The following is a 23,683-nucleotide window of genomic DNA, read 5'->3' as shown; positions in this document are numbered from 1 at the left end:
GATGGCCGGGAAGTTCAAAATTCATAAGTCATTTGAAGAACGTAAAAAGGCTCACCGCAATACCAATCGTAAGATAGGCTGGGGTGAGGGTGTTACTGAGGGTATTCCATTTAGTTTATCCTTGCTCAAGCCATCCTTCTTAGGAACTTGGGCTAGCTTTACTCTTTTATACCTTCTCGTTAACCTCCTGCCATACCGTTGCATTGTAGGTCTGGGCAAGTTCTTAGGCGGCTTTCTCATGCGCTTTGTTAAAGGTCGTCGCTACATCGTTCAGACCAATTTAAAGCTGTGCTTTCCGGATAAAGATAACAAGTGGTATGCCGACTTAGAAAAGCGCATCTTTCAAAGTGCTGGTGTCGCTTTATTTGAAACTGGTATTGCGTGGTTCTGGCCTGATTGGCGTATTAAGCGCTTACTGATTGTTGATGAGCAAGAATTAGCTAAAGCTAAAGAGCTCGCTGCATCTGATGCCCGTATCATTGCATTTACTTGCCACATGACCACTTTAGAGATCGGTGCTCGTTTATACCCTTTGGCAATTAAGCCTGGAATTGGCGTATATCGCAGCTCTGATCACCCTGTTTTGGAATATCTGCAGGTTAAAGGCCGTCTGCGCTCTAACCTTGCCTTAGTTGATCGCATGGATGTGCGCTCAATGGTTAAGGCTGTTATGAAGGGCTATCCTATTTGGTATGCACCAGATCAAGACTATGGCACTAGGAGCGCAGTGTTCGTGCCTTTCTTTGGTGTGGATCAAGCAGCCACCGTAACTGGTCTTCACGACCTTGCTCGCATCAAAGGCGTTAAGGTACAGCCTTTCTGGCTCATTCGTGAGAAAAACGGCTATCGCTTCCGTGTCTTAGAGCCAATTGATAACTTCCCAACTGATGACGAGGTTGCTGACACCCGCCGTGGCAATGAGTATGTAGAACAAATGATTCTCTCTGCTCCAGAGCAGTATCTGTGGATGCATCGCCGCTTTAAGAGCTGTCCTGAGGGCGTCCCAAGCCGTTACCCTGAAATCGAGTAGCGCCATAGCCAAAATAAGCACGATCATCAGCGTGCCTACTCCCACCTCTACGGCCAAGGTCTAGAGCCTTGGCCCCATCTACTAGCTAAGTTCTTAATATTGGCCATTTCAAGCCAAACTCTTGTGCTTAGGCGCATTAGCAAGCCCCCACTTTTCACATTGCCCCTTTTGCAAGCAAGACTCTTTTGCTTATCCGCATTAGCAATGCCTATGGCTATTACCTGAAGATTAGAATCAAGCGCGACTAACTTTGCGCTTGAACTTAGTAAGCCTTGGTCTTGGCATGTTGTTAGTGTCTTTTTGTTAGTTGGTTATGTGAAATATTTGCCCTGTCCTAGTGATTCATTGCCTAAAGATGGTTAGAACTACCTTTTAGAGTGCGCGTGATCGCAATGCTAAGCAAATTACATGTAGATTCAACAAACGCGTCATATAATTGCAACATTCATTGTGTATGCTCTTGTCAATTGTTTTCTCTAAGGGGTCGGATATGGCACGTACACTCAAACTACTTTGCGCTTTAAGTATTGCTCTTGCCTCTTCTCATATGGTGTCAGGCTGTGCCTCTAATGAAGAACAAGAAGATATGCGCCTTGTCGTTAATGCCGCTGAGGATCAAGTTAAAGGTTGCCTCTTCTTAGGCAACTTTGAGACTACACCACGCGCCACTATCGAAAACGCTCGTTATGACCTCAAGCTCATCACTGTTCGTCGTGGCGGCACTCATATGGTCGAGCAGCACGCTTATGCCGATCTCATGAATCGCCTCTCTGATGACATGGGCATTGCCATTACTGCCCGCATCTACAAATGCCCTGCGGGTAAAGGCTCAACTGTTGATAATCCAGCCTCGCGCGTAAAGCTTGAGTACGATCTGCCTCAACCATCAGTAAACAACGACGATCCTCTTTTCTTCAGATAAGCTATACAGACCATCTTTTAAGATCTTAGCTTTACCAAAAATGCCCCTCTTCAAACGCGTTGCTAAGCAGTTTAGGCCCTTAGCAACGTATACCTCATCTTCTTTCTTATCAATTGCTTGCAAAATGCGTAGCCATCGGCTGAATCACACTTGAGGAGTGCTCATCATTGACAGCTTTGTGCCTCATATTTCCATTGTGCAGCTGTTAATTGCTCTAGCGGAGCTTGCTTTTGCTTTTGCTTTTGTAGCTTGCTGTTGTATATGCTGCAGATAACTAGATAGTATGGCCTGGAGAAGGCACTGCGGATGGGGTTGTCCTTTTTTGGAGAACAAAAAGCTCCATGACCTTGGGATGGGACTGGAGCTTTTGTTTGGTGCAGCACTAGGCTGCGCTGTGTGCTTTTTTGAAGCTTTTAGGCCGCTTTTATTTAGACAGTGCCTGGTGGCAGGCTATTGGCTTTGCCGTACTGTGGAGGTACAAAGCGCTCAGCGGCATCCTTGAAGATGTCATCAAAGATCTTACTTACCCACTGACAGCCATCTGGAGTCTCCTCAATATCGACGATACGAGGACGATCAGCTAAACTGACGCGGTGATAGCACTCACGGATATTGAGGTAAGCGTGCTTGAGCTTTTCGGTATCGTCCTCAGAGAGAATGCCTAGACGAGCACACTCATCAAAGATACGGACGTTATCCGACCATAAGACCATGTCAGGATGCTTTGGAGCCTCACGTAAGGTTAAGTACTGAGCAATGAACTCAATATCTACCATACCGCCCTTACCTTGCTTAAGATCAAAGAGCTTATCGGAGCTACGATCTAAGTAGTTACGCATCTTCATACGCATAGCGTATACGTCATCGGAGAGCTTCACCTCATCACGTGGAGTTCTCAAGACCTCATCACGTACACGGTTAAAGTCCTCAATAACGCGTGGAGAGCCTGCAACCGCACGGGCACGCACTAAGGCCTGATGCTCCCAAGTCCAGGCACGATTCTTTTGATATAAATCGTAAGACTCAAGATCACTAATGAGCAAGCCTGAATCACCATCAGGACGTAAACGCATATCAAGCTCGTAAATAGTGCCACCATTCATACGGGTAGTGCACAGATGCATGAAGCGTTGTACAAAGCGCTGATAGAACATCACAGCCGGAATGGAGTTGCTACCAGTGGTGCTCTTATCGGTCACCTCACGAATGAAGACCATATCTAAGTCAGACTTGTAGCCAAGCTCAATACCGCCTAACTTACCGTAGGCAATGATGGCATAACCTGGATCTTGCTCATCGCGGTTTTCTAAAGTGCCGTACTTTTCAACGGTTTGACGCCAAGCAAGCACACTGATCTCACGAATAATAGCCTCAGCCAGCCAAGTTAGTGAGTCAGAGATCTTCATGAGCGGCAGAGACTGCGATTGATCAGACATAGCAATACGCAGCACCATGACCTTCTTAAACAGACGGAGTTCCTCCATCTGCTCTTCAAGATCATCAGGTTCGATTCTCATTAAGCGCTCATTGAGCCAAGCCATGTACTCCTCAGTATGAGGTGGTTCTTTGAAATAGCGTGGTGCAATCAGCTCATCAAGTAAGATTGGATACTCAGAGATAAGCGAGCCAGCAAAGTTATTTCCATCTAGCAGTGCTAAGAGCTTTTGACGAGTGCCATCGTTCTCTGCAAGTAACTGCAGATATGTAGTGCGCAGTGATACCTTCTCAATTAAGAGGGCAACCTTCTTAAATAAGCCAGCAGCATCCTTGTATTTAACTACGGCACGGATGATCTTAGGCATGAGACGCAGCAGTGTATCTCGACCAATTGGGCCTACTGGCATTCTGTCAAGAGCACTGTGCAGATTAATAATGGCTTGAGCTAAAGCGTAAGCTTCAGACTCATTGCTCTTAGAGCTGCTTGAAGAGCTACCGCCTGCACGATATGGAGTTGAAGTGGCTGACTTAACAGGAGCATTTGGCTCAACACCATGGTAGCCATGCGATGTATGTGAGCTGCCACTGTTCGATGTATTGCAGTTGCCACTGTTCGATGTATTGCTGTTACCCTGCTCTGCGCTCGAGGCACTTTCTTGAGCATGAGGCTTGTTGTTCTTTAAGAGCTGCTCTAAGACAGGCTCAAGCTCTTCAGCGGTGAGTACGGTTTCCCATAACTCTACATCTGCAGCGTCATTTTCCTCTTGCTCATCATCTGAATCACGCATTACGGACACGAATTGCTTATGTACACATGCACGTACTTTATCTAACTCATCAAGGAGCTCTTGATATGAGCCCTTGTTAAGACCAATAGCTAGTCGCTTTTGATCCTTTTCATTTTCAGGCAGAGTCTGAGTTTGTTTGTCAGCCAACATCTGCAAGGTGTTTTCAACACGGCGCAGATAGATATAGCAATCATCAAGATCCTGGCAGACAGACTCTGGCAGTAACTGCAGCTTAGCAATATTACGTAAGGTCTTACGCAAACTTCTCTCAGCTAGCTCAGGGATACGACCACCGCGCATTAACTCAAATACCTGAGCAATGAACTCGACTTCGCGAATGCCACCTGAGCCGAGCTTAAAGTTATCGCCTAAATTACGACGACGTACTTCAGACTCGATCATGTGCTTGAGCTTACGTAAAGACTCAATTGCACCGTAATCAAGGTAGCGACGATAAACAAATGGGCGCAAGAGCTCAATGAGTTCGTCACCATAAGTACCCCACTTGTGATAGTCGCCAATGATCTTAGCCTTAACTAAGGCATAACGTTCCCAAGTACGACCCTGAGTTTCGTAGTAAACAGTTAAAGCATCAAAGGATGAAACTAATGGGCCGGCATCACCAAATGGTCTTAAGCGCAAGTCAATACGATAGCAGAAGGAGTCAGCAGTCACCTCGCTTAAGAGGTTAGATAAACGCTGCATGACCTTGGTGAAGTACTCTTGGTGAGAAATAGAGCGAGATCCACCTTGAGTATCGTCATCGTATGGATAGCAAGCGATTAAATCGATATCAGAAGAGAAGTTAAGCTCACCACCACCAAGCTTACCCATGCCAAGAATAAGCAGCGGCATTTGCTTGCCTTCTTTATCGAAAGCATCACCAAAGACAGGCTTTAAGCTCTCTCTAACCACATGCACGGTACGATCAACAATGCACTCAGCTAAATTAGATAAAGAGACAAAAACCTCTTCAATATCCGCCTGACCGGTAAGATCACGCCAAGCAATCACTACCATACGGGTGCGGCGCAATACACGTAAACGTTTTTTCAGCTCAGGATCTTGAAGGCCCGTAACAATGGTCTCGTTAACAACGTCAGTTGGATCTAAAGAGAAGAATGGATCATCTAACGCGCCTTGAGAGATTAGTGCAGCACACTCTTTTGGATATTGAGTCAAAGTCCTGGAGATAAACTCAGACATGGACATGACATAGAGCAGTTCACGGCGTGAGTCAAATACAGCCATATCCTCTGGAGTTGCACGCTGCTTTAAGCGCTCATAAAAGTTACGTCCATCAGCTAACAACTCTTCAGGCAGCTCTGGTAAGTTATTAAAATCAGGAAAGATGTCGTAAGGATAGTCAGAGTTTAGTGCCATATTGACTCCTAAGGATCTCATCTAGCGCCTTGCTAGACCTCAAGTACGCAACAGATCGTGTCTATTACTTTTAGCTGTATCAAGCTACTTACTAAAAGTAGCTGCAATAGCGCGACAAATCAAGCACACCGCACACACTATTCACATTTCGTTGCCGATAGAGCCCGTTTTCATTGCTCAAAAGCCTTATTTCTCATGTGCCACACGGTCAACAGTCATTATGACTAGCATTATGGCTAGCTGTACCCTCCCCTCAACAGCTTGATTTGAAATCATACATCCTAACTCAACAGCTTTGTTAGATATTCGGCATCTAAGAAGCAACTGCGATACACGATAGCGCTAGCAAGGTTTTAACTGCGTTTTGTATAGAGGCGATCTCCTCTAATGCCTGAATTGACAGATGCAAGCCATATCGCTACTTAAAGTGGTGCTAAGCTTTTGCCTAGGACTTTGAGCTCGACTTAAATTTGAGGGACCTTTTTGTATGCTTGATGATGGTCTTTAGTTTGCTAAAAATGCCCATGATTGGGCTTTAGCAACACAAATGGCAATGGTGTGATAATATTACTGCCTATCTTTGCGAATCTCTTGAAGGATACGAACGTGCATATCAATAAACTTTTAAGTGTATCTCTTGCTTGCAGCCTCTGTTTTACCCTTGGTAGCCTGCAAGCTCATGCTGAAGAAGAAGCACAGGCAGCACAGGCTGTTGAAACTGCTGCAGCAACTGCTGCTGAGGCTCCTGCAGCTGTTAGCGCCGCTGCAAATGAAACTGCTCCTGAGGCAGCTACTAATGACAATGCAGCTACTCCAACTGAGGAAGCTGCAGCTCAAGATACTGCTAAAGCCGAAGAAGAAGCAAAGAAAGAACCTGTACGTGATGACAATGGCTTCTATGTAGGCGGCCCTGTCTATATTTCTGATAACAACAAGGTATGGACTCGCTCAGGTCCAGGTGAGGGTTACCGTGTAACAGGTGCTCGCTCTGTTGGTGATGAGCTTAAGTTCTTACGCTACTCCGATAACCGTCGTTGGGCTCAGGTTCAGTACGAAGGTGACAACTACTGGATCTTAGTTGAGTCTTTAACTCCTAATATGTGCGGCCGTCCTCTTGCAGACAAGCTCCAAGCCAAGATCGATGAACTGCAAAGTCGCTTAGATAATTACGACAACGAGCTCATGCAGCGTACTAAGAAGGCTGAGGCTGAAGTTGCACGTTTAACCAAGCTCAATCATGAGATGCAGGCAACTATTGTTAACAAAGATGCCACCATCAACGAGCTTGATGAGCTCTATCGTGACTATGCAGATCGTCTTGAGACCAAAGACTTAGATATGCAAATGCGCTGGTGGATGCAAGGTGCCATCATTGCCCTGTGCGGTGCCATTGCAGGCGTTGTGTTCGTATTCATCCCACGCCCATCCCGCAAGCAAAAGCGTGACCGCTACTAATAGTTAGCCTCAAGCGCATCTTAAAAAGGCCGAGCTTTTACAAGTTCGGCCTTTTTGCTTATGAGGCAAGCTAAAACGCCACCCTATGCATTAAAAAATGCTTACAGCTCCCACAGCTTTTGCTTTTGCCCTTAAGCCCCCTTTCATTTTGAGGCTCATTGCCCTGTTGTTTTACTCGCATTGCCCATTTTATTCGGGCTAATGAGTCTTTTGCCTTAGGCCTTATGGGCCATTCTTATTCGGGACAATGGGTCTTTTGTTGCGGTGTTTTTGAGTGGAGCCGTGGCTGAGACTGCAAGCAGCTGAGGTTGTTTGCTAGCAGCTGTTAGGTTGAAGCTTGGGATCTTGGCTGTGCTGTGGTGGTGGATTTGTCGAGGATGTTATTTACCGTCTGCTGCGTCGGGTACTTTGGTAAAGCGGATTTCGTAGATACCTTCGGCAACGGCACGTCGCTCACCATGCACACGAGAGATAGAATGGTCTTTAATGTATTTAGCTGTCAGCGGATTGATGATAGTAACATTATCAAAATCAGCACGGCCACGATACTCCACAACACCTTCGTAAAGGCTGGAGACTGGTGGCATTTGGGCGTTATTGACCTCGTTTTCCATTTCTTGGAGAAGCTTTTGCGTTAAGGTGTCGATACGCTTTTCAAAGCTGACATCTAAGGTCCAATACAAAGCTGTAAGACCTACAATGCAACAGGCAAAGCAAAAGGAAAAGAGCTTAAGAGCCTTCCAGCGGTTAAAGGAAAGCTCATAAAAGGCCTCTTGCAGTTCTTGCTGAGTAATGGAAATACGCATTCTGCCTCCTACTTATCCTTAGCAGGAGTGACGTCTTGTGCCTCAGGCACTGACTTTAATAATCGCGGGCCATCGTAGCCTGCTAAAGTCAGTAAGGCGACCGCACGATCGTTAATCTCACTTAAGCTTTGCTCTTGTAAGAAAAGATTCATGGCACGCTCGTAGCCATCATCTAAACGCAGTGAGATGGTACGAATACGGTCAGCTCTAATCTCTTTATCAGCACTGAGCTTCTCCATAGCCTTAAGATTAGCTAAAGCCTCTTGATAAGCATCGTCTTCTAAAAGAGCATCACCAATGCGGTTTTGAAGCATCTTCTCAAGCTGATTATCACTTAAGTTATCTGAAGCAATGGAGGATAAAAGCTGCTGACGAACGGCTTGACGCAGCTTAGCTACTTCATCCTTTTGGCGCTCGTAGTTTAATAAGGCCTTATTCGCCTCTCTATTAGCGCTTTCTAAAGCTCTTTGGCGATATGCGGTTAGATATGGACGCAGTTTATTTTCCATATCCTTTCGAGTGTCAGTACGACGGGACTTTAAGTCGCTAATATCGCCCACATATGGATGAATAACAGTGTACTCACCGATATAGCGCTCTTTGAGGTAGTCAAGCTTAATGGCAAATAAGTAGTTGCCAATGATCATCTGAGCAACGTCATCATTAAGCTCATAGAGAACGCCATAAAATGGTGTGAGATTGTCATCAATGAGTCCAATAAGTACTGGAGCATTGTATGAAACTGCCTCACTTAATGGGCCAGTCTGAGATAAGCTTTGTAAGTTAGCTTTCTTTAAGATAGCTGAGTTAACAGTGACATCTTCATCATCAACGGTGTAGCCATGCACCTTAAATAAGGTGGCAAAAGCGCTGACCTTAAAGTAAGACTCAGATACTGCCTGATTAAAGAAATACAGCTCACGAGATGCAGCATTGCGGCCACGGAAGAGATAGTCAGATACAGCCTGATAACGAGCTTGTACTTGAGCATCGTTGATAAGCGCACTTTGAATGGAGCGTACTGGCATGAAGGTCTGCACTAACATCAGTGCGCCAACAAAGGTAAGACCAGCACAGACAAAGGCTGCACCAATAGTAGCGGCTTTGGCATACAAAGAGGCGCTGAGCATATCTTTAAACAGATGCTTAAAGTAGCTGCGTAAACCATCCTCATTGTGGCTTACTAAATAGGCTGCCTTAGCGGCAATGGCACCTTTAACTTGCTCAGACTTTTTCTGATAGGCAATGTTAAGCGCCATATCGGCAATGGCATTGATAAGACGAGGCGCACCAGCACTCTTTTTAGTGATGACGTCGATAGCCTTATCGGTAAATAAAGGAGTGACTCGACCAACCTGCTGCAATCTGTAGGTTATATATGCGCCTACTTCGTTGGCAGTGAGCGGTGGCAGAGTAGCAAAGATCTTAATGCGGTTTTTGAGCATGTCGTGGATTGGCTTGTTTAAATGCTCAATCAAATCGTCACGACCAACGAGCAAGAAATTAAGCATCTTGCCAGCTTCACCTTCGATATTGGAAATAAGGCGAATTTGCTCTAAAACTTCGTCACTAAGACCTTGGGCCTCATCGCAAATAACAGTGGTAATGATGCCATTGGCAATAGATGTCTCTAGCATCTTTCTGAGCTTAAAAGTCAGATCATTTAATGACTCAAATGAAGTAGCCACCACGCCAGAGGCACGTAAAATAGTTGCAATGAGGTTATGCGGATCAATACGAGGATCATCGATGGCAATAATACGCATACGATGAGGCAAGGAGCGCATTAATAAGCGCACGAGAGTGGACTTACCTGCACCAGATGGGCCAGTAAGTACGCAGATGCTGCCTGAGCGAGACAGAGTGGTATTGAGCAAGGTGATGGACTGGTGCTGGGAGCCGCCGACATAGTAAAAACGCCTATCAGGCAAACCGTCAAACGGATAGTCATTTAAACCAAAATACTCCAGGTACATGAGTACAGTCCTAACTACTTACCAATAACCAATAGCAAAATGCTCAAACAAGAGCCACTAAATTATATAGGATTTAAGCGCTAGAATCATGTATCACGCGCCTTTGCGACACCGCTAAGTTCACAATTTAGGCAATCGATACATACAAAAAGCCAACCGCATTGTAAAAATCCACTAAAAAACCGCTATCCACGCCCAATTGTTGCACTTTAAGCCGCAGACACGAATCTGTGCATTTTGTTGATGAGCCTATGCTTTTGCCACCATGAAGCATCTGCAGCACAGGCCCTCAGAGCAGATCGCTATGCGCCGATTAGCATGGCCCTGAGATTAACTTGCCTAGTGATAAGTACTTACTATGCGGCGATGGATTGCAATAATAGATGATTTGGCAGGTGCCAATTGGCGTTGGTGTTACTCGTCTTATCACTTATATGCTTTGTGGGGTGGTATGGGATTGCTTTTTGGTGAAGATAAAATGGAACTGCCGCTAAAAAGCGGCAGTTTCAAAGAAATATGAGTTGAAGCGGTGGCTACATGACACGGCCACGAGCTGCTGCTAAACCACGCTCACGGGCTCTAGCGATAGCACGAGCCTTAGCAGGGTTCATGTGACGCATCTTCTCAGCTAAAGCAGCATCGCGCTCGTTTTGCGGTACAAAGTACTGATTTTGTGGAGTTGCTGCTGGACCTGAGCCTGCAAAATCTGCAAGGTCATCGTCATTGAGCATACCAATACCAGGGCCACGTCTTTGCTGCTGAGCCATACGCTGCTGCATCATCTGTTGCTGCTGCATTTGCTGCATCATGCGCTGTTGCTGCTGTGGGCTCATGCCAGCCATTTGCTGCTGCATCATCTGTTGCTGCTGCATCTGCTGCATCATTTGCTGCTGCTGTTGTGGACTCATACCTGCCATCTGCTGCTGCATTTGTTTCTGCTGCATCTGCTGTTGGCGAGCGGCCATTTCACGTTGCTGACGAAGCTTAGCTTGCTGAGCTGCCTGAGCTGCAACTTGCTTCTTCTTTTCCTCAATGAGGCGAGCATGCTGCTCACGCTCTGCTGCTGCACGCTCTTCTTCCTCGATACGGCGCTTGGCAAACTGCATGCCCTCTTCTAAGTCGGTAAGGCTATTGAGCACTACAGAAGGCTCTAAATCCTCAAAAACACCAGTCTTAGAACGGTTAACATAGGCGGTGAGCCAATGCATACGGCAAGCTGGAGCGATATCCTGGAAATAGTTTGAAGTTACATGGAAATGGTCAGCGCTACGGAGCTTAAACTTTTCAGCTGCTGCCTTAAAGAAACCTAAGTTTGGCTTATAGCAACGACACTCATCGGCAACTAAAACAGTCTTCTCGCTAAAGTAACCGCCTAAGTTATCAAACTGGCGTGAGATAAGCTGAATGTCGGTATTTGCCAGAATATACATCTCATAGCCAGCACGGTGCAGCTTCTCTAAAGTAGGCAGCACATCAGGATGTGGCTTGAGGTCATTATAAATTAGGTACAGCTCGGCAAAATTCTTGGTAAAGACCTTGGTATTGAATTCCATATCAAGGTACTTCATCGAAGTCTCAAGCACATCACGAATGGTCATGAAGTCAGGAGACAGACGAATGCGCTCGAGGTAAAGCTGGAAGTAACGCTCAACTAATTCTGGCTCGAATTTGTTCTCGCGACCAACTTGACCCACGAAGTGCGTAATCATTCGATAGTTAAGCAAGCAACCATACAGGTCGAAAGTAACGACGCGACGGTCATGGCCAAACTGCTTTTCCTTTGGTGGTTCTTCGCCTGTGAGATTTTGAATGCTGCTTTGTACAGCACTACTTACCTTGTCGAACACTTGAGAGATTTGCATATCGCATCCGCCTTGTTTCTTGCACAAAGGTGATCACTAATCTCAGATACCGTCACTATTTCACACTTGCAGTATCTACATAGACGTAGATGCACTATCGTCATATGTATAGCATACCAATCTACTGCAGATTGAACTAAGACAGGCCTCAAATTTCAGGAACCAACTTTAACTAATTGCAGCTCTTTTGTATAAACAAGTCCATGTACCTGTATGTACCAACTAGGATTTACCTAGTTTTTAATACACATGTGCGCGTATCTGCTGTTAATCAATAAAGTGGCTTAGATTCCACTTTCTCAAGGCAGTTCTTTTAAGGACATGTGGCTTAAATCCACTTAAACCTTAAGCTTGAGCTTATCCTTAACTTACTAAGGTACTAAGCTTAAAAAGTCTGCCTTAGTTGCAGCTAAACGCCATAACAATGTACACATTCGCTACTTTTGGACTCAGGGGGCAGTATTTATCAGCTTTAGCTATTGCCAGCACCCCATCATCTAGTCTTATGCAGGGAATTAAATTGAGTTATCACTTTGGTACTGCAGATTGCACTATTACGGATCTACACTGCTCCATTGTGAATAAAACACAAAAGCCCTATCTATATACTTTTATCGTACATCCGTATCTAAAAGTAAAGTGCGAACCGTAACCGTGCGCAAACGCTAACGAGCGTGCTGTTATAACTAGAACTCAATGTATAAAGCCCATAGATAAAGGCTTTTTATAAAAGTATTGTTTAACTCAACTTTCATTACGTGTACTTTTGTTGTATTAGACTAGTATCAAAAGATTTGAGTAATGCTTAAAAAATTGATCCATATCACAATTAGATTGTGTACGCATATGGTTTTAAGCACCTATTTCGCAATCAAGCGCATGTTTATGCTCTTTCAAAACTAGTTACACACCTAAATATACAGCGATAACTACAGACTCCCCATCTTAGACAAATAACGCAAAACCCTATATACAAGCCATTTGCTCCCAAGTTCTCTTAAAAACCGTCTGCACTTTACATGAGATGTGCTTAACACTTAGCAACAAAGTTATTGCACTGAAAACCATAGTTAGTAAAAATTCAAGTATCGTTTCACGACTCAAACCACACTCCAGCTGACACCATATACGCACAAAATTACAATTATTGTCAGGCACCCACAAGAGCCGCCTCGCAGTGACAGACTTCTCTCTTTCTGTGCTAACAATTTCCCTTAACTAACCATTCAAACTAAGCCAGTCAAACTAACCGACATGACAAACTAAAGAGACAGCAAAGACGTTTAGAAAAGAATTACGCTTAGATGACGATTACCCCCTGCACTACCGTATACACCTACACAAATCGGCTGATATGCTGCAGTTTTATCAGCTGATATTAAGGATAAAAAGCCTCTAGGCATTGCGCTCTATTTGCCCATCTAACTGAATCTATGTACACAAAGTTGTATTAAAGTCCTGTGAATACATGCCTAATAGCAGTATTGCTGTATTGCCTAATTGCTTATGTATGTGGCTAAAACTCTCGCCTTGACTTAGCTTACCTGTAATTTATGAGCTGAACGTTTCTTGTAGATAAGATAAGCTTGGCTTGGCTTGGCAAAGAGGTGCAAGTAGCAGATAGCGAGGATAAGAGGAGGATAAAAGAGGCGCTACTTGTGATTTGGGAGGGTACAGATATGCGAAAGCCCGCACAAGGCGGGCTTCCATGTAGCTATCAGACTTACTAGTAGAGGTTAATCCACTAATAGTCTGTTGCAGCTCAGTCGAGTATGCAACGCGAATTAGTATAAGCGTGTACGACGTGCATTCTCGCGTGCTAACTTCTTAGCGTGACGCTTGATAGCAGAAGCCTTTGCACGCTTACGTACAGTAGTTGGCTTCTCGTAGAACTCACGTGCTCTAACGTCAGCGAGGATACCTGCCTTTTCGCAAGAACGCTTGAAGCGTCTTAAGGCAACGTCGAATGGCTCATTTTCACGTACTCTGATGACTGGCATGCAAACCACCTTCCTTAAAAGTAAAAGTTAAAATCGATCCACCATGGATCATAAGAAAACCGGAGTCATCAAGTAGAATTACCGGAAATCGAAGTGCGCATTATTCTAATGTCATGAGAGCCAAAAGTAAAGCACTTAAGAACGACAAATCTCATCTTTTTTAAGATCACAGCACTTAAGATCACCGTTATTTGCCCCTTAAAGGCTTATTCTACAGCCTTTACGCTACTAAAAGATCAGAGATCAGAGCCTAAAAAGATCACAAGATCATTAGATAAAAGCATAGCGATTTACCTTATCGCCCACTTGATTCATACCAATATAAGTAGCTGAAGGATATGTTCTTTCATGTGGGCAAAAGCCCTGGTTATTGGGACTTATGCCGCTTTTCTGGAAAGAGATCAGTGCATTGAATAGATGCAGATAGCACCTTAGTGAAAGTTAATGGGCGTATTTGCGTGCGGTGCGTAGATTTGTGTTGCACCTTTTATGTTTTTTTGCCCGCATAGATGTTAAAATTTGAACCTTGCGTGCTCTTGTGATTGGAACCTTTTCCTAATCTTAACAAGTTACCAACAAATCTCTTGGTTCAGCGGGGATTTTGTTAAGCGCAAACCTTGATATTTAATGTATAGATTTGTCTATGAGCTAAGTATTCTCTGTAAGCTCAAGTCATTCAAGATCAAGGCAATGAGCTGGGCATAGTTTTTAATGAACGAGGGTAAAGAATGCTGGTTCTGGGCATTGAGAGTTCCTGTGATGAAACAGGCGTTGCAGTCTATGATGATGAAAAAGGCCTCTTGGCACACGCACTGCACACTCAAATCCCTATCCACGCCGAGTATGGCGGTGTAGTTCCTGAACTTGCTGGTCGTGACCACATCAAGCGTGTGGTGCCACTAGTACGCAAGGTAACTCAAGATGCCGGCGTTAGCCTTAAAGATCTTGATGCCATTGCCTATACTGCCGGCCCTGGTCTGATTGGTGCTCTGTTAGTTGGTGCTGTTGAGGCTCGCTCCCTTGCATATGCTCTCAACATTCCAGCTGTTCCTGTACACCATATGGAAGGCCACCTGCTTGCTCCTATGCTTGAGGATAATCCTCCATCATTCCCATTTGTTGCATTGTTAGTCTCTGGCGGCCATACCATGCTTATAAAGGTTGAGAAGCCTGGTTGCTATGAGATCTTAGGCGAGTCTGTGGATGATGCTGCAGGTGAAGCTTTTGACAAGACTGCCAAGCTTTTAGGTCTCCCTTATCCAGGTGGTCCAAAGCTTGAGGCCCTGGCAAAAGATGGCGACTCTAGCAAGTACAAATTCCCTCGTCCAATGATCGACCGACCAAACTTTGATTTCTCTTTTGCAGGTTTAAAGACCTCAGTACTAAATGCAGTACACAAGAGCGAAAATCTCGAAGCTGAGAAGGCCGATATTGCTAAGTGTTTTGAAGATGCCGTTGCAGATACTTTAACTGCAAAGTGCAAGCGAGCTTTGGACGAGACTCACATGAACACCTTAGTAGTAGCTGGTGGTGTAAGTGCTAATAGTGCTATTCGTGAGTCTTTAACTGCACTCATGAACAAACGAAAGGGCAAAGTATTCTTTGCACGTCGTGAGTTCTGTACCGACAATGGAGCCATGATTGCTCTTGCAGGTATGCTGCGCTTTAAGGCTGGTGAACGCGCCGATCTTGGTGTAAATGTTTTCCCACGCTGGCATCTATCTTCACTTAAGCCTTTATAAAAAATTAAGTAACCTAGATTTCAGATAACACTACTGCAAAAAGCACACAGTGCAGTCTTTAACACAGCAACCTAGCTTGCGTTGATCGTTGTACCTAATATTGTGCTTTTATGCTGTAGCTATGCTCAAAATATGAGCAACTAGACTCTATTTAAGCAACCGATGTCACTAATGTGGTATTCAAGTGTTGCAAAACGGAGTAGCAATGGACAAGATTTTAATCAAAGGCCTCAAAATCAACGCCATCATTGGCATTTTGCAACATGAGCGTGAGTACGAGCAGCCTCTTGAATTAGATATAACCATGCAGCACGACCTGCATGAGTGCGCACTCAGCGGCGACCTGAGCAAATCCATCAACTATGCTGAGGTATGCAAGAAAGTTACTGCCTTCGTTATCGAACGTAAGGCTGAGCTAATTGAAACTTTAGCCGAAGAGATTTGCGCGATGATTTTGAATGAGTTTAAACCTCATTCAGTACAGCTCAGAATACTCAAGACTCATGCTGTGACCAATACACAGGGAGTCGGCGTAGAAATAATGAGGACACGCGAGGACTAGGATTTATGAGTACTCAAGTTTATTTAGGTATCGGTTCCAACCTCAACCGCGACAATGCCGTATTGTTTGCGCTTGAGAAGTTACGCCCACTGTTTAAAGAATTTAAAGTATCCCCTGTTTACGAGTCAAAGGCAGTCCGTGAGGCTGAGCCTGACTACTACAACTTATGTGTTGGCGGCTCTACTGAACTTTCTATGGAAGATCTTTACAATGAGATCGTCAAGATTGAAGGTGAGGCTGGTGCTGAGCTGATGATTTACAACAGCACCAACTTTGGTCTTAAGCACCGCGTTGATATTGATATCCTCACTTACGGTAATGAAGTTCGTGATGAGCCTTGCAAGGTACCTCGCCACGACATTCAGGACTATCCTTTCGTTAACATTCCGCTTAACGACATTGCTCCAGAGCTCGTACACCCTATCTTAGGTCTGCCAGTTAGTGAGCTTAATGAGCAGATGGTTCCTCATATTCCAGAAGGCCGTCGTGTAGTAAAGGTTCCATTTGATACTAAGCGTAAGTTCACCTCTTGGGGTAACTAATCGCTCTTGCCTATAGCTATCCTTGATATAGGCTTTAGACAATCACAAGATTGCACTTTAAAGGCGGGTTAATTCCTGCCTTTAAAGTTTATAGCTAGGCACACAACCCCTGCTCTATTTATCGCTTACAAGCACTTAGAAAAAGAAAATAACCACGACCCTAGCTACTATTGCCTCTTCTCTAGCTTAGCTGCCACTTTTCTATCTTAGCGTCCTCATGAGCAAGCTCTTCTTGCCTCATGATTAACTTTTTATTGCAAATCATTCGTGTTAGGCCTTGTGGCTTGCTAAAATGTCAAACGCTTTCACAGAAAGTAAGCACAGTACTTGTTTATCGTGTGTTTCCTTGCATGCAAAATAAATGGCTATCGGCCTAAACTTAAGGCTTAATGCTTTTAAAAGATCACAGCCCTAACTTTATGGCCTAACTGAGCGCAAAAAGACATTGTCACAGCGTTCTGATAATGTTGTTGTTTTTTAGCCTAAGTATCGTTTAGTACAATTGCCACTTTATAAGCAAGCTATAAGCTTAAGTTTGATTTAATCATCTAAAGCACGTCTAGGCGCATATTAATGCCTTGACCCCAACACTAGCTTAGCTTGTAAGCTCTGTACTAATTACATGCTGGTGCTTGCTGTTCTAAGTTGAGCTTTGCTGTGTTTGATATGTAATTTACGGTGTCTCGCCCTCTTGTGCGTATCAGATAGGATTTTCACGACTGTTTCAGTCTTTAGTGTGTTAACAAGGAAAACCAAGTGCCTATCACTCATATTGTGGTTCTAGCCTTAATCCAAGGTATTACTGAGTTTTTACCTGTCTCCTCTAGCGCTCACCTCATTTTTCCAAGCCAATTATTAGGATGGGATGATCAAGGCATTGCCTTTGACGTCGCTGTTCACCTTGGTACTTTACTCGCTGTAGTGATTTACTACATTTCAGATTTATACGAGATCACCATTCACACCATTAAGTCGATGATAACTCGCAAGCAGACTCCGCAAAGTCGCATAGGCTGGTTCATTATTATCGGCACTATTCCAGCTGCAGTTGCAGGCTTATTACTTGAAGAGTTTGTCTCTACAGCCGGCCGCTCCATTCATATTATTGCCTATACCACGATCGGCTTTGGTCTGCTCTTAGGTCTAGCATCTTATGTAAATCGCAAGATGAACTGGCATACTAAGGCTAACTTACATAACAATCGCCCAGATAGCCTCCGTAAGCTCAACCTTGCTCAGACTTTAATCATTGGTTTTTCACAGGCATTGGCCTTAATACCAGGCACCTCACGCTCGGGTATAACTATGACTGCAGGCTTATTCTTAGGCATGCGTCCTGAGGCTGCCGCTCGTTTTAGTTTCCTCTTATCCATTCCTATCATTCTGGCCTCAGCTTTACTTGAGGGCATTAAGCTAGTTACTTCTGACGTTCCTGGCGTTGCCAACCCTGTAGAGATGCTAGTTGGTGGTATCATCGCCTTCATCACTGCTCTGATTGTGATTGCGCTATTCATGCGCTTTATTTCAAAGTCAGGTATGGCCGTATTTGTAATCTACCGTATTTTACTTGGCTTCGGTCTTTTATACTTCTTAGCCTAAGCACAAGCTAAACACTAGCTAAACACTAGCTACATACTTAGCACCAAATACAAAAGCCCCTGCATCATAGATTTGATTGCAGGGGCTTTTTGCATCTAAAGCCAGCCACTAGCAAAATGGCCGGCACCATAATTTAAAACAACTAGCTATACGTGCTCAAAAGACTAATCACGATAACGGAATTCGTCTTCAATAGCACGGTTGCTGTCGATTTCCATAGTGAACTCATCAGCAGGAGGTGCGCTGTTAGCACTGTCATCAAGTTCGCTCTGCGGCATCTTAGACATGAACTCGGTAACTAGCTCTACACGCTTGTTATGCATTGCATCACGAATGTCTGGGCCCTTTAAGCCAGCCTCAACAAACTCAGTTGCAGTCACAGTCTGACAGAGAGTAAAGATCTCATAGAGATACTCAGCACGTGGGAATGGACGATTTTCAAAGCCCTTACGACCAAGGAAGTCACACTTACAGCATAAGATCCATGGCTTAACACGCTCAGGACGACGCCAAGCATCAAGACCATCTAAGAGATGAACTACACCCTCTGGACCATTCTTATATAAATGGTGAATAAAAGAGTGATGGTAGACCACAATCTTGGCAAAGTCATGATAGTGGTTTGGTACCTTAAGACGAGTGCACAGCTCCTCAAGAGGCTTTAAGCCTAGCTCATTATGCTTGTAATGATGTGGCCAGTTCTCAGGTGGAGTAAGAGCCTTGCCTAAGTCGTGACACAGCATAGCAAAACGAGCAACTGGATCTGGACTTTCTTGAGCTACACGATGCACCGTCATAATGGTGTGAATTAAGGTATCGATCTCAGGATGCCAACGACGTGGACCTGGAACACCAGAGAGGGCCTCTACCTCAGGCAGCACCACCTTTAAAGCGCCTACATAATGCAGGATCTCGATAAAGACTTCAGGATTGTTGGTCTTAAGAGCCTTCTCAAGTTCCACCCAAACACGCTCAGGGGTAAGCGCTTCAAGCTCACCTTCATTAACGATAGTGCGCATTAACTCTAAAGTCTCATCAGCGACCTTAAAGCCTAAGTGATGCATCTTTGCAGCAAAGCGAGCGACACGTAATACACGCAGTGGATCTTCAACAAATGCTGGAGAGACGTGGCGTAAAACGCGCTTTTTAAGATCTTCTAATCCATTGTAAGGATCAATTAAATTGCCCTCGCTGTCCTCAGCAATGGCATTAACTGTAAGGTCACGTCTTAAGAGATCTTCTTGTAAAGTAGTCTCTTTTTTGAAGTCGCAAATGAAGCCCTTGTAGCCACGACCATTCTTACGCTCAGTACGGGCTAGCGCATACTCCTCATGAGTCTCAGGGTGTAAAAAGACAGGAAAGTCATGACCAACCTGCTCATAGCCTAAAGACATCATCTCTTCAGGAGTAGAACCAACTACTACATAATCGCGATCAGCGCCGCTGATGCCCAACAGCCGATCGCGTACTGCTCCACCAACGAGATAAACCTGCATTAAAAACCTCCAATCGAACCGACTGAGGGATTTCTAAGCTCCATGATTCAGTACTCTTAAACGCACCACTCAAAGCGCATCAGATGCAATCAGAGATGCAAAAGGACTCAATCATGCGCTCAGGACCTAACCTCAGCGTTCTACTAACAACCAACTAGCTGCACTAATACAGCATTACTATAGGCGCAAACTTCAGAACTTATGGCAGCAACCACTAAACGTACGCTGTCACCTCTTAACTACGACTCAAAGCTCCAATCGCAGGGCCACATAGTTTAACACTTTATGTAAATACTGCTGTTGCAAAATTATAACCTATTGTATACGACACAGATTAGCACCAATTAACATGAACGCTGCACAATGGAACCATAGCTGATAAATATCTATCACTTTGCGCTATTTCGGTCATGCCAGTGCTCCCTCATTGACAGCTAAACCACTAGACCACAAAAAAATGTTATCCCCCACTCCCACCAACAAAAAAGGCAGCCATCTGGCTGCCCTTTTCATTGCTCTTTAGAGCTCATCAAACAAAATCTATTAGCCAAGCAGGCTTAAGCCAAGCTGTGGACGAGTATTAGCCTGCATCAGCATAGAAGCAGCTGCCTGCTGAATGATGGACTGCTGTGATAAGTTAGCAGACTCTTCAGCAAAGTCAGCATCACGAATACGTGAGCGTGCATCAGCCTCATTAGCAGCCACATTAGACTGGTTGCGGATAGATGACTCAAGTCTGTTCTGGATCGCACCTAAATCGGCACGCTGAGCATCCACAGCACCAATCATAGAGTCCATCAGGCCAATAACGTTACCAACGTAATTATCTTTTGTTGCATCAGAAAAATCGAGCTTACTCATAGTAACAGTGATCTTACCTGTATTAGCATCAGTACCAAAAACAGTATCAGTACCTGCCTTTACTAAATCAGCACTATTAGCTGCTGCACCAATAGTTGAGAACATAAATGACTTTGCAGTAAACGAGATGGTATCACCTTTATTGGAGCCAACCTGGAGGGTCATAGTACCATCTTTACCAGCCTTACCTTTATCAAAACCGTCATTATCCTTGCCAAACAGTGAGCTGTCATCTTTACCCATACCGTTTAAGATCTTCTTGCCACCGTATGTAGTCTGCATGGCAATACGGTTAACTTCATTGGCAAGAGACTCTATCTCTTTACCAATAGACTTTCGATCATCGGCAGTGTTAGTACCGTTAGAGGCCTGTACGGTTAAGGTACGGATCTTCTGGAGCATGCCAGAGATCTCATCCATACCTGCTTCCATGGTCTGAGCTAATGCAATACCGTCAGAAGCGTTGCGGTTACCTTGGTTGAGGCCATTAATTTGGGAGGTTAAACGATCGGCGATCTGGAGGCCTGCAGCGTCATCTTTAGCGCTATTGATACGCATACCGCTTGATAAGCGCTGGTATGTAGTAGTCAAAGAGTTCTGAACATTGCCGAGGTAACGCTGACCCTGAAGGGCGGAATAATTGGTATTTACATATACTGCCATGGCCATTCTCCTAATATGCTTTGTTGCTCTATATAGCAATCGCTATCGACGACGTCAGGAGGGCCTGGCCACTGACTAAGGAGCACTAGAATTCTGTTTAGACAAGTCTTCTACAAGACTCTGTCTGCTACTTATCTAGTCGAGTAAGACGCTTATCCTAAAACATATATTTGCTCAATTAGTGTATGTTTGACACGCATGATTACACCCACGATCACGCCTCTAACACGTTCTGTTAAAACCCTATGAAACAAGAAAACCCCGCAAAAGCGAGGTTTCCAGTAATCAATATGCTCTATGGCTACAGCTTGTGAGCTATTAACCTAAGAGGCTTAAGCCAAGCTGAGGACGGGTGTTAGCCTGCATCAGCATGGAAGCGGCAGCCTGCTGAATGATGGACTGCTGTGACAGGTTAGCAGACTCTTCAGCAAAATCAGCATCACGAATACGTGAACGAGCATCAGCTTCGTTAGCTGCCACATTAGACTGGTTGCGGATAGATGACTCAAGTCTGTTCTGGATCGCACCTAAATTGGCTCGCTCAGAGTCAACGTTTGCAATCATTGTATCCATAAGACTAATGATATCTGAAATGGTTGGGGCACCACCAGCACCACCTGCTGCTTTAGGAGCTGCATTAAAGTCAACAGTTAAGCTACCTGTGGTCTTATCAATATTGATAAATGTGTCAGCCGCTGCAACTAAGTTTGTAGTACCAGCAATCTTAGAGAACACCATGTTCTTTACATTAAAAGAAATGGTGTCGCCCTTATTGGAGCCCACTTGGAGAGTGATAGAACCATCATCACCGGCATTTGCACCGTCTGGATAAATTGAGTTGTTATCGCCCTGTTTATTAGTGCCGTTGAGTACAGTCTTACCAGCGAATGTAGTCTGCTTAGCAATACGGCTAATTTCATTACCTAAAGCAGTAGCCTCTTTAGAAAGCGCTGCGCGATCTTCTGCTGTATTGGTTCCGTTATTTGCCTGAACAGCAAGAGTACGGATCTTCTGAAGCATGCCAGAGATCTCGTCCATGCCTGACTCGATGGTCTGAGCTAAAGCAATACCATCAGCTGCGTTGCGGTTACCCTGGTTGAGACCATTGATTTGGGAGGTTAAACGATCGGCGATCTGGAGGCCTGCAGCGTCATCTTTAGCGCTATTAATACGCATACCGCTTGATAAGCGCTGGTATGTAGTAGTGAGCTGGTTCTGGACATTGCCGAGGTAACGCTGACCCTGAAGGGCGGAATAATTGGTGTTAACAAATACGGCCATGGCCATACTCCAAATATGTTTTGTTGCTCTATATAGCAATCGCTATTAACGATGTCAGGAGGGCATGGCCACTGACTAAGGAGCACTAGAATTCTGTTATAGAAGAGTCCACTATAAGACCCTATCTGCTACTTATCTAGTCGAATAATATGCCTGTCCTGAAACAAATATTTGCTCAATTAGTGTATGTTTGACACGCATGATTACACCCAAGCTCATGCCTGCCATGCGTTTATCTACAGCACAGACCTTTAGAGACAAGAAAACCCCGCAAAAGCGAGGTTTTCATTGAGCTACTAGCTTTATTGCTAAAGCTTGTTAGCTATTAGCCTAAGAGGCTTAAGCCAAGCTGAGGACGGGTGTTAGCCTGCATCAGCATGGAAGCGGCAGCCTGCTGAATGATAGACTGCTGTGATAAGTTAGCAGACTCTTGGGCAAAGTCAGCATCACGGATACGTGAGCGAGCATCAGCTTCGTTAGCAGCCACATTAGACTGGTTGCGGATAGATGACTCAAGACGATTTTGGGTGGCACCTAAATCGGCACGCTGGCTATCAACATAGCCAATCATCTGATCCATGAAGCCAATAATGTCACTTGCTGTGCCAGCTGTTGTAAAGTTGATGGTAATAGCATCATTTGCACCCTTAATGAATGCCTTATCTCCTGCACCACCAGCTGCAAGGAAGTTACCATCAGCAATACCGGCTTTAACTGCTGCAGCTGAGAACTGCAGGTTAACTAAAGCAAATGAGATTGTATCGCCCTTATTGGATCCTACCTGCAGAGTGATGCTCTGGTCGGCACCGGCGCCACCTGGTGCTGGTGCTGGTGGTTGAGGGTTACCGCCACCGCCACCACCGGCAATCGGGTCAATAGAGTTTGTCTGCTTGCCGTTTAAGATGGTCTTGCCTGCAAAAGTAGTCTGCTTTGCAATACGGGTAATTTCAGTTGCTAATGAGGAAGCCTCTTTAGAAAGAGCTTGCTTATCAGCAGTAGTATTTGTGCCGTTTGAAGCCTGCACTGCAAGAGTACGAATCTTCTGGAGCATGCCAGAGATTTCATCCATACCTGCCTCAGCAGTCTGAGCAAGAGCAATACCGTCTGATGCGTTACGGTTACCCTGATTAAGGCCATTAATCTGGGAGGTTAAACGATCGGCGATCTGTAGGCCTGCAGCGTCATCTTTAGCGCTATTGATACGCATATGATCATGTACACTATTCTTTGCATATTAAATCCTAGATCTAATTCAATGCAAAGGAAATTATTGTGAGT

At 44.7% G+C, this 23,683-nt stretch carries 16 protein-coding genes; 7 read left to right on the top strand and 9 right to left on the bottom strand.

The genetic code is table 11. The features are described 5' to 3' along the window. The first annotated feature begins 1 nt into the window (after window position 1). Window positions 2–1,030: an LpxL/LpxP family Kdo(2)-lipid IV(A) lauroyl/palmitoleoyl acyltransferase gene (gene lpxL / locus RDO37_RS04710; protein WP_308498284.1), complete on the top strand. Its 1,029-nt coding sequence runs from the start codon at window positions 2–4 to the stop codon at window positions 1,028–1,030. A gap of 490 nt (window positions 1,031–1,520) precedes the next feature. Beyond that, complete coding sequence (locus tag RDO37_RS04705) at window positions 1,521–1,952, top strand: hypothetical protein (RefSeq protein ID WP_308498283.1); 432 nt, start codon at window positions 1,521–1,523, stop codon at window positions 1,950–1,952. A 428-nt stretch (window positions 1,953–2,380) separates the two neighbouring features. Here the strand turns inward: RDO37_RS04705 and glnE are convergent, their stop codons facing one another. Then, a complete protein-coding gene (gene glnE, locus RDO37_RS04700; protein WP_308498282.1) occupies window positions 2,381–5,560 on the bottom strand; it encodes a bifunctional [glutamate--ammonia ligase]-adenylyl-L-tyrosine phosphorylase/[glutamate--ammonia-ligase] adenylyltransferase in 3,180 nt (1,059 codons plus the stop codon). A 606-nt stretch (window positions 5,561–6,166) separates the two neighbouring features. On the opposite strand from glnE, the gene RDO37_RS04695 reads away from it, so the two are divergent. Continuing rightward, window positions 6,167–7,015, top strand: coding sequence for a TIGR04211 family SH3 domain-containing protein (locus tag RDO37_RS04695; protein WP_308498281.1), 849 nt, complete (start codon window positions 6,167–6,169; stop codon window positions 7,013–7,015). A 380-nt stretch (window positions 7,016–7,395) separates the two neighbouring features. Here RDO37_RS04695 and RDO37_RS04690 read toward each other — a convergent pair whose 3' ends face one another. The 4 genes from RDO37_RS04690 to rpsU form a co-directional block, all read right to left on the bottom strand. Then, window positions 7,396–7,821, bottom strand: coding sequence for a hypothetical protein (locus tag RDO37_RS04690; protein ID WP_308498280.1), 426 nt, complete (start codon window positions 7,819–7,821; stop codon window positions 7,396–7,398). 8 nt (window positions 7,822–7,829) lie between these two features. Continuing rightward, window positions 7,830–9,797, bottom strand: coding sequence for an ExeA family protein (locus RDO37_RS04685; protein WP_027940468.1), 1,968 nt, complete (start codon window positions 9,795–9,797; stop codon window positions 7,830–7,832). Window positions 9,798–10,330: 533 nt separating this feature from the next. Continuing rightward, complete coding sequence (locus RDO37_RS04680) at window positions 10,331–11,659, bottom strand: HAD family hydrolase (RefSeq protein WP_308498279.1); 1,329 nt, start codon at window positions 11,657–11,659, stop codon at window positions 10,331–10,333. A 1,784-nt stretch (window positions 11,660–13,443) separates the two neighbouring features. Then, the gene (gene rpsU, locus RDO37_RS04675; RefSeq protein ID WP_027940469.1) at window positions 13,444–13,659 is read right to left on the bottom strand and encodes a 30S ribosomal protein S21; all 216 of its coding nucleotides are present in this window, start codon (window positions 13,657–13,659) and stop codon (window positions 13,444–13,446) included. A 728-nt stretch (window positions 13,660–14,387) separates the two neighbouring features. On the opposite strand from rpsU, the gene tsaD reads away from it, so the two are divergent. The 4 genes from tsaD to RDO37_RS04655 all read left to right on the top strand — a co-directional run bounded on the left by tsaD (window position 14,388) and on the right by RDO37_RS04655 (window position 18,104). Beyond that, a complete protein-coding gene (gene tsaD / locus RDO37_RS04670; protein WP_027940470.1) occupies window positions 14,388–15,401 on the top strand; it encodes a tRNA (adenosine(37)-N6)-threonylcarbamoyltransferase complex transferase subunit TsaD in 1,014 nt (337 codons plus the stop codon). A 205-nt stretch (window positions 15,402–15,606) separates the two neighbouring features. Next, on the top strand, window positions 15,607–15,963 hold the full coding sequence (gene folB, locus RDO37_RS04665; protein WP_027940471.1) for a dihydroneopterin aldolase: 357 nt from the start codon (window positions 15,607–15,609) through the stop codon (window positions 15,961–15,963). Window positions 15,964–15,968: 5 nt separating this feature from the next. Then, complete coding sequence (gene folK / locus RDO37_RS04660) at window positions 15,969–16,505, top strand: 2-amino-4-hydroxy-6-hydroxymethyldihydropteridine diphosphokinase (protein WP_027940472.1); 537 nt, start codon at window positions 15,969–15,971, stop codon at window positions 16,503–16,505. 756 nt (window positions 16,506–17,261) lie between these two features. Then, the gene (locus RDO37_RS04655) at window positions 17,262–18,104 is read left to right on the top strand and encodes an undecaprenyl-diphosphate phosphatase (RefSeq protein WP_308498278.1); all 843 of its coding nucleotides are present in this window, start codon (window positions 17,262–17,264) and stop codon (window positions 18,102–18,104) included. A 164-nt stretch (window positions 18,105–18,268) separates the two neighbouring features. Here the strand turns inward: RDO37_RS04655 and RDO37_RS04650 are convergent, their stop codons facing one another. The 4 genes from RDO37_RS04650 to RDO37_RS04635 form a co-directional block, all read right to left on the bottom strand. After that, window positions 18,269–19,600, bottom strand: a complete 1,332-nt coding sequence (locus RDO37_RS04650) for a multifunctional CCA addition/repair protein (protein WP_044122504.1) — start codon at window positions 19,598–19,600, stop codon at window positions 18,269–18,271. Window positions 19,601–20,143: 543 nt separating this feature from the next. After that, a complete protein-coding gene (locus RDO37_RS04645; protein WP_308498277.1) occupies window positions 20,144–21,124 on the bottom strand; it encodes a flagellin in 981 nt (326 codons plus the stop codon). Window positions 21,125–21,442: 318 nt separating this feature from the next. Next, window positions 21,443–22,405, bottom strand: a complete 963-nt coding sequence (locus RDO37_RS04640) for a flagellin (protein WP_308498276.1) — start codon at window positions 22,403–22,405, stop codon at window positions 21,443–21,445. Window positions 22,406–22,730: 325 nt separating this feature from the next. Further along, entirely contained in the window at window positions 22,731–23,612 is an 882-nt protein-coding gene (locus RDO37_RS04635; RefSeq protein ID WP_308498275.1) for a flagellin, read from the bottom strand. Between the last annotated feature and the right edge of the window lie 71 nt (window positions 23,613–23,683).

Origin of the sequence: uncultured Anaerobiospirillum sp., from assembly GCF_902485895.1 — a bacterium.
Classification (GTDB): Bacteria; Pseudomonadota; Gammaproteobacteria; order Enterobacterales; family Succinivibrionaceae; genus Anaerobiospirillum; species Anaerobiospirillum succiniciproducens.
This window is presented reverse-complemented; position numbering and strand designations above follow the sequence as displayed.

What these genes read in the sequence shown, in the direction of transcription:
- lpxL (WP_308498284.1), top strand. Translation starts at nt 2, where the DNA reads ATGGCCGGGAAGTTCAAAATTCATAAGTCATTTGAAGAACGTAAAAAG.
- RDO37_RS04705 (WP_308498283.1), top strand. Translation starts at nt 1,521, where the DNA reads ATGGCACGTACACTCAAACTACTTTGCGCTTTAAGTATTGCTCTTGCC.
- glnE (WP_308498282.1), bottom strand. Translation starts at nt 5,560, where the DNA reads ATGGCACTAAACTCTGACTATCCTTACGACATCTTTCCTGATTTTAAT.
- RDO37_RS04690 (WP_308498280.1), bottom strand. Translation starts at nt 7,821, where the DNA reads ATGCGTATTTCCATTACTCAGCAAGAACTGCAAGAGGCCTTTTATGAG.
- RDO37_RS04685 (WP_027940468.1), bottom strand. Translation starts at nt 9,797, where the DNA reads ATGTACCTGGAGTATTTTGGTTTAAATGACTATCCGTTTGACGGTTTG.
- RDO37_RS04680 (WP_308498279.1), bottom strand. Translation starts at nt 11,659, where the DNA reads ATGCAAATCTCTCAAGTGTTCGACAAGGTAAGTAGTGCTGTACAAAGC.
- rpsU (WP_027940469.1), bottom strand. Translation starts at nt 13,659, where the DNA reads ATGCCAGTCATCAGAGTACGTGAAAATGAGCCATTCGACGTTGCCTTA.
- tsaD (WP_027940470.1), top strand. Translation starts at nt 14,388, where the DNA reads ATGCTGGTTCTGGGCATTGAGAGTTCCTGTGATGAAACAGGCGTTGCA.
- folB (WP_027940471.1), top strand. Translation starts at nt 15,607, where the DNA reads ATGGACAAGATTTTAATCAAAGGCCTCAAAATCAACGCCATCATTGGC.
- folK (WP_027940472.1), top strand. Translation starts at nt 15,969, where the DNA reads ATGAGTACTCAAGTTTATTTAGGTATCGGTTCCAACCTCAACCGCGAC.
- RDO37_RS04650 (WP_044122504.1), bottom strand. Translation starts at nt 19,600, where the DNA reads ATGCAGGTTTATCTCGTTGGTGGAGCAGTACGCGATCGGCTGTTGGGC.
- RDO37_RS04645 (WP_308498277.1), bottom strand. Translation starts at nt 21,124, where the DNA reads ATGGCAGTATATGTAAATACCAATTATTCCGCCCTTCAGGGTCAGCGT.
- RDO37_RS04640 (WP_308498276.1), bottom strand. Translation starts at nt 22,405, where the DNA reads ATGGCCGTATTTGTTAACACCAATTATTCCGCCCTTCAGGGTCAGCGT.
- RDO37_RS04635 (WP_308498275.1), bottom strand. Translation starts at nt 23,612, where the DNA reads ATGCGTATCAATAGCGCTAAAGATGACGCTGCAGGCCTACAGATCGCC.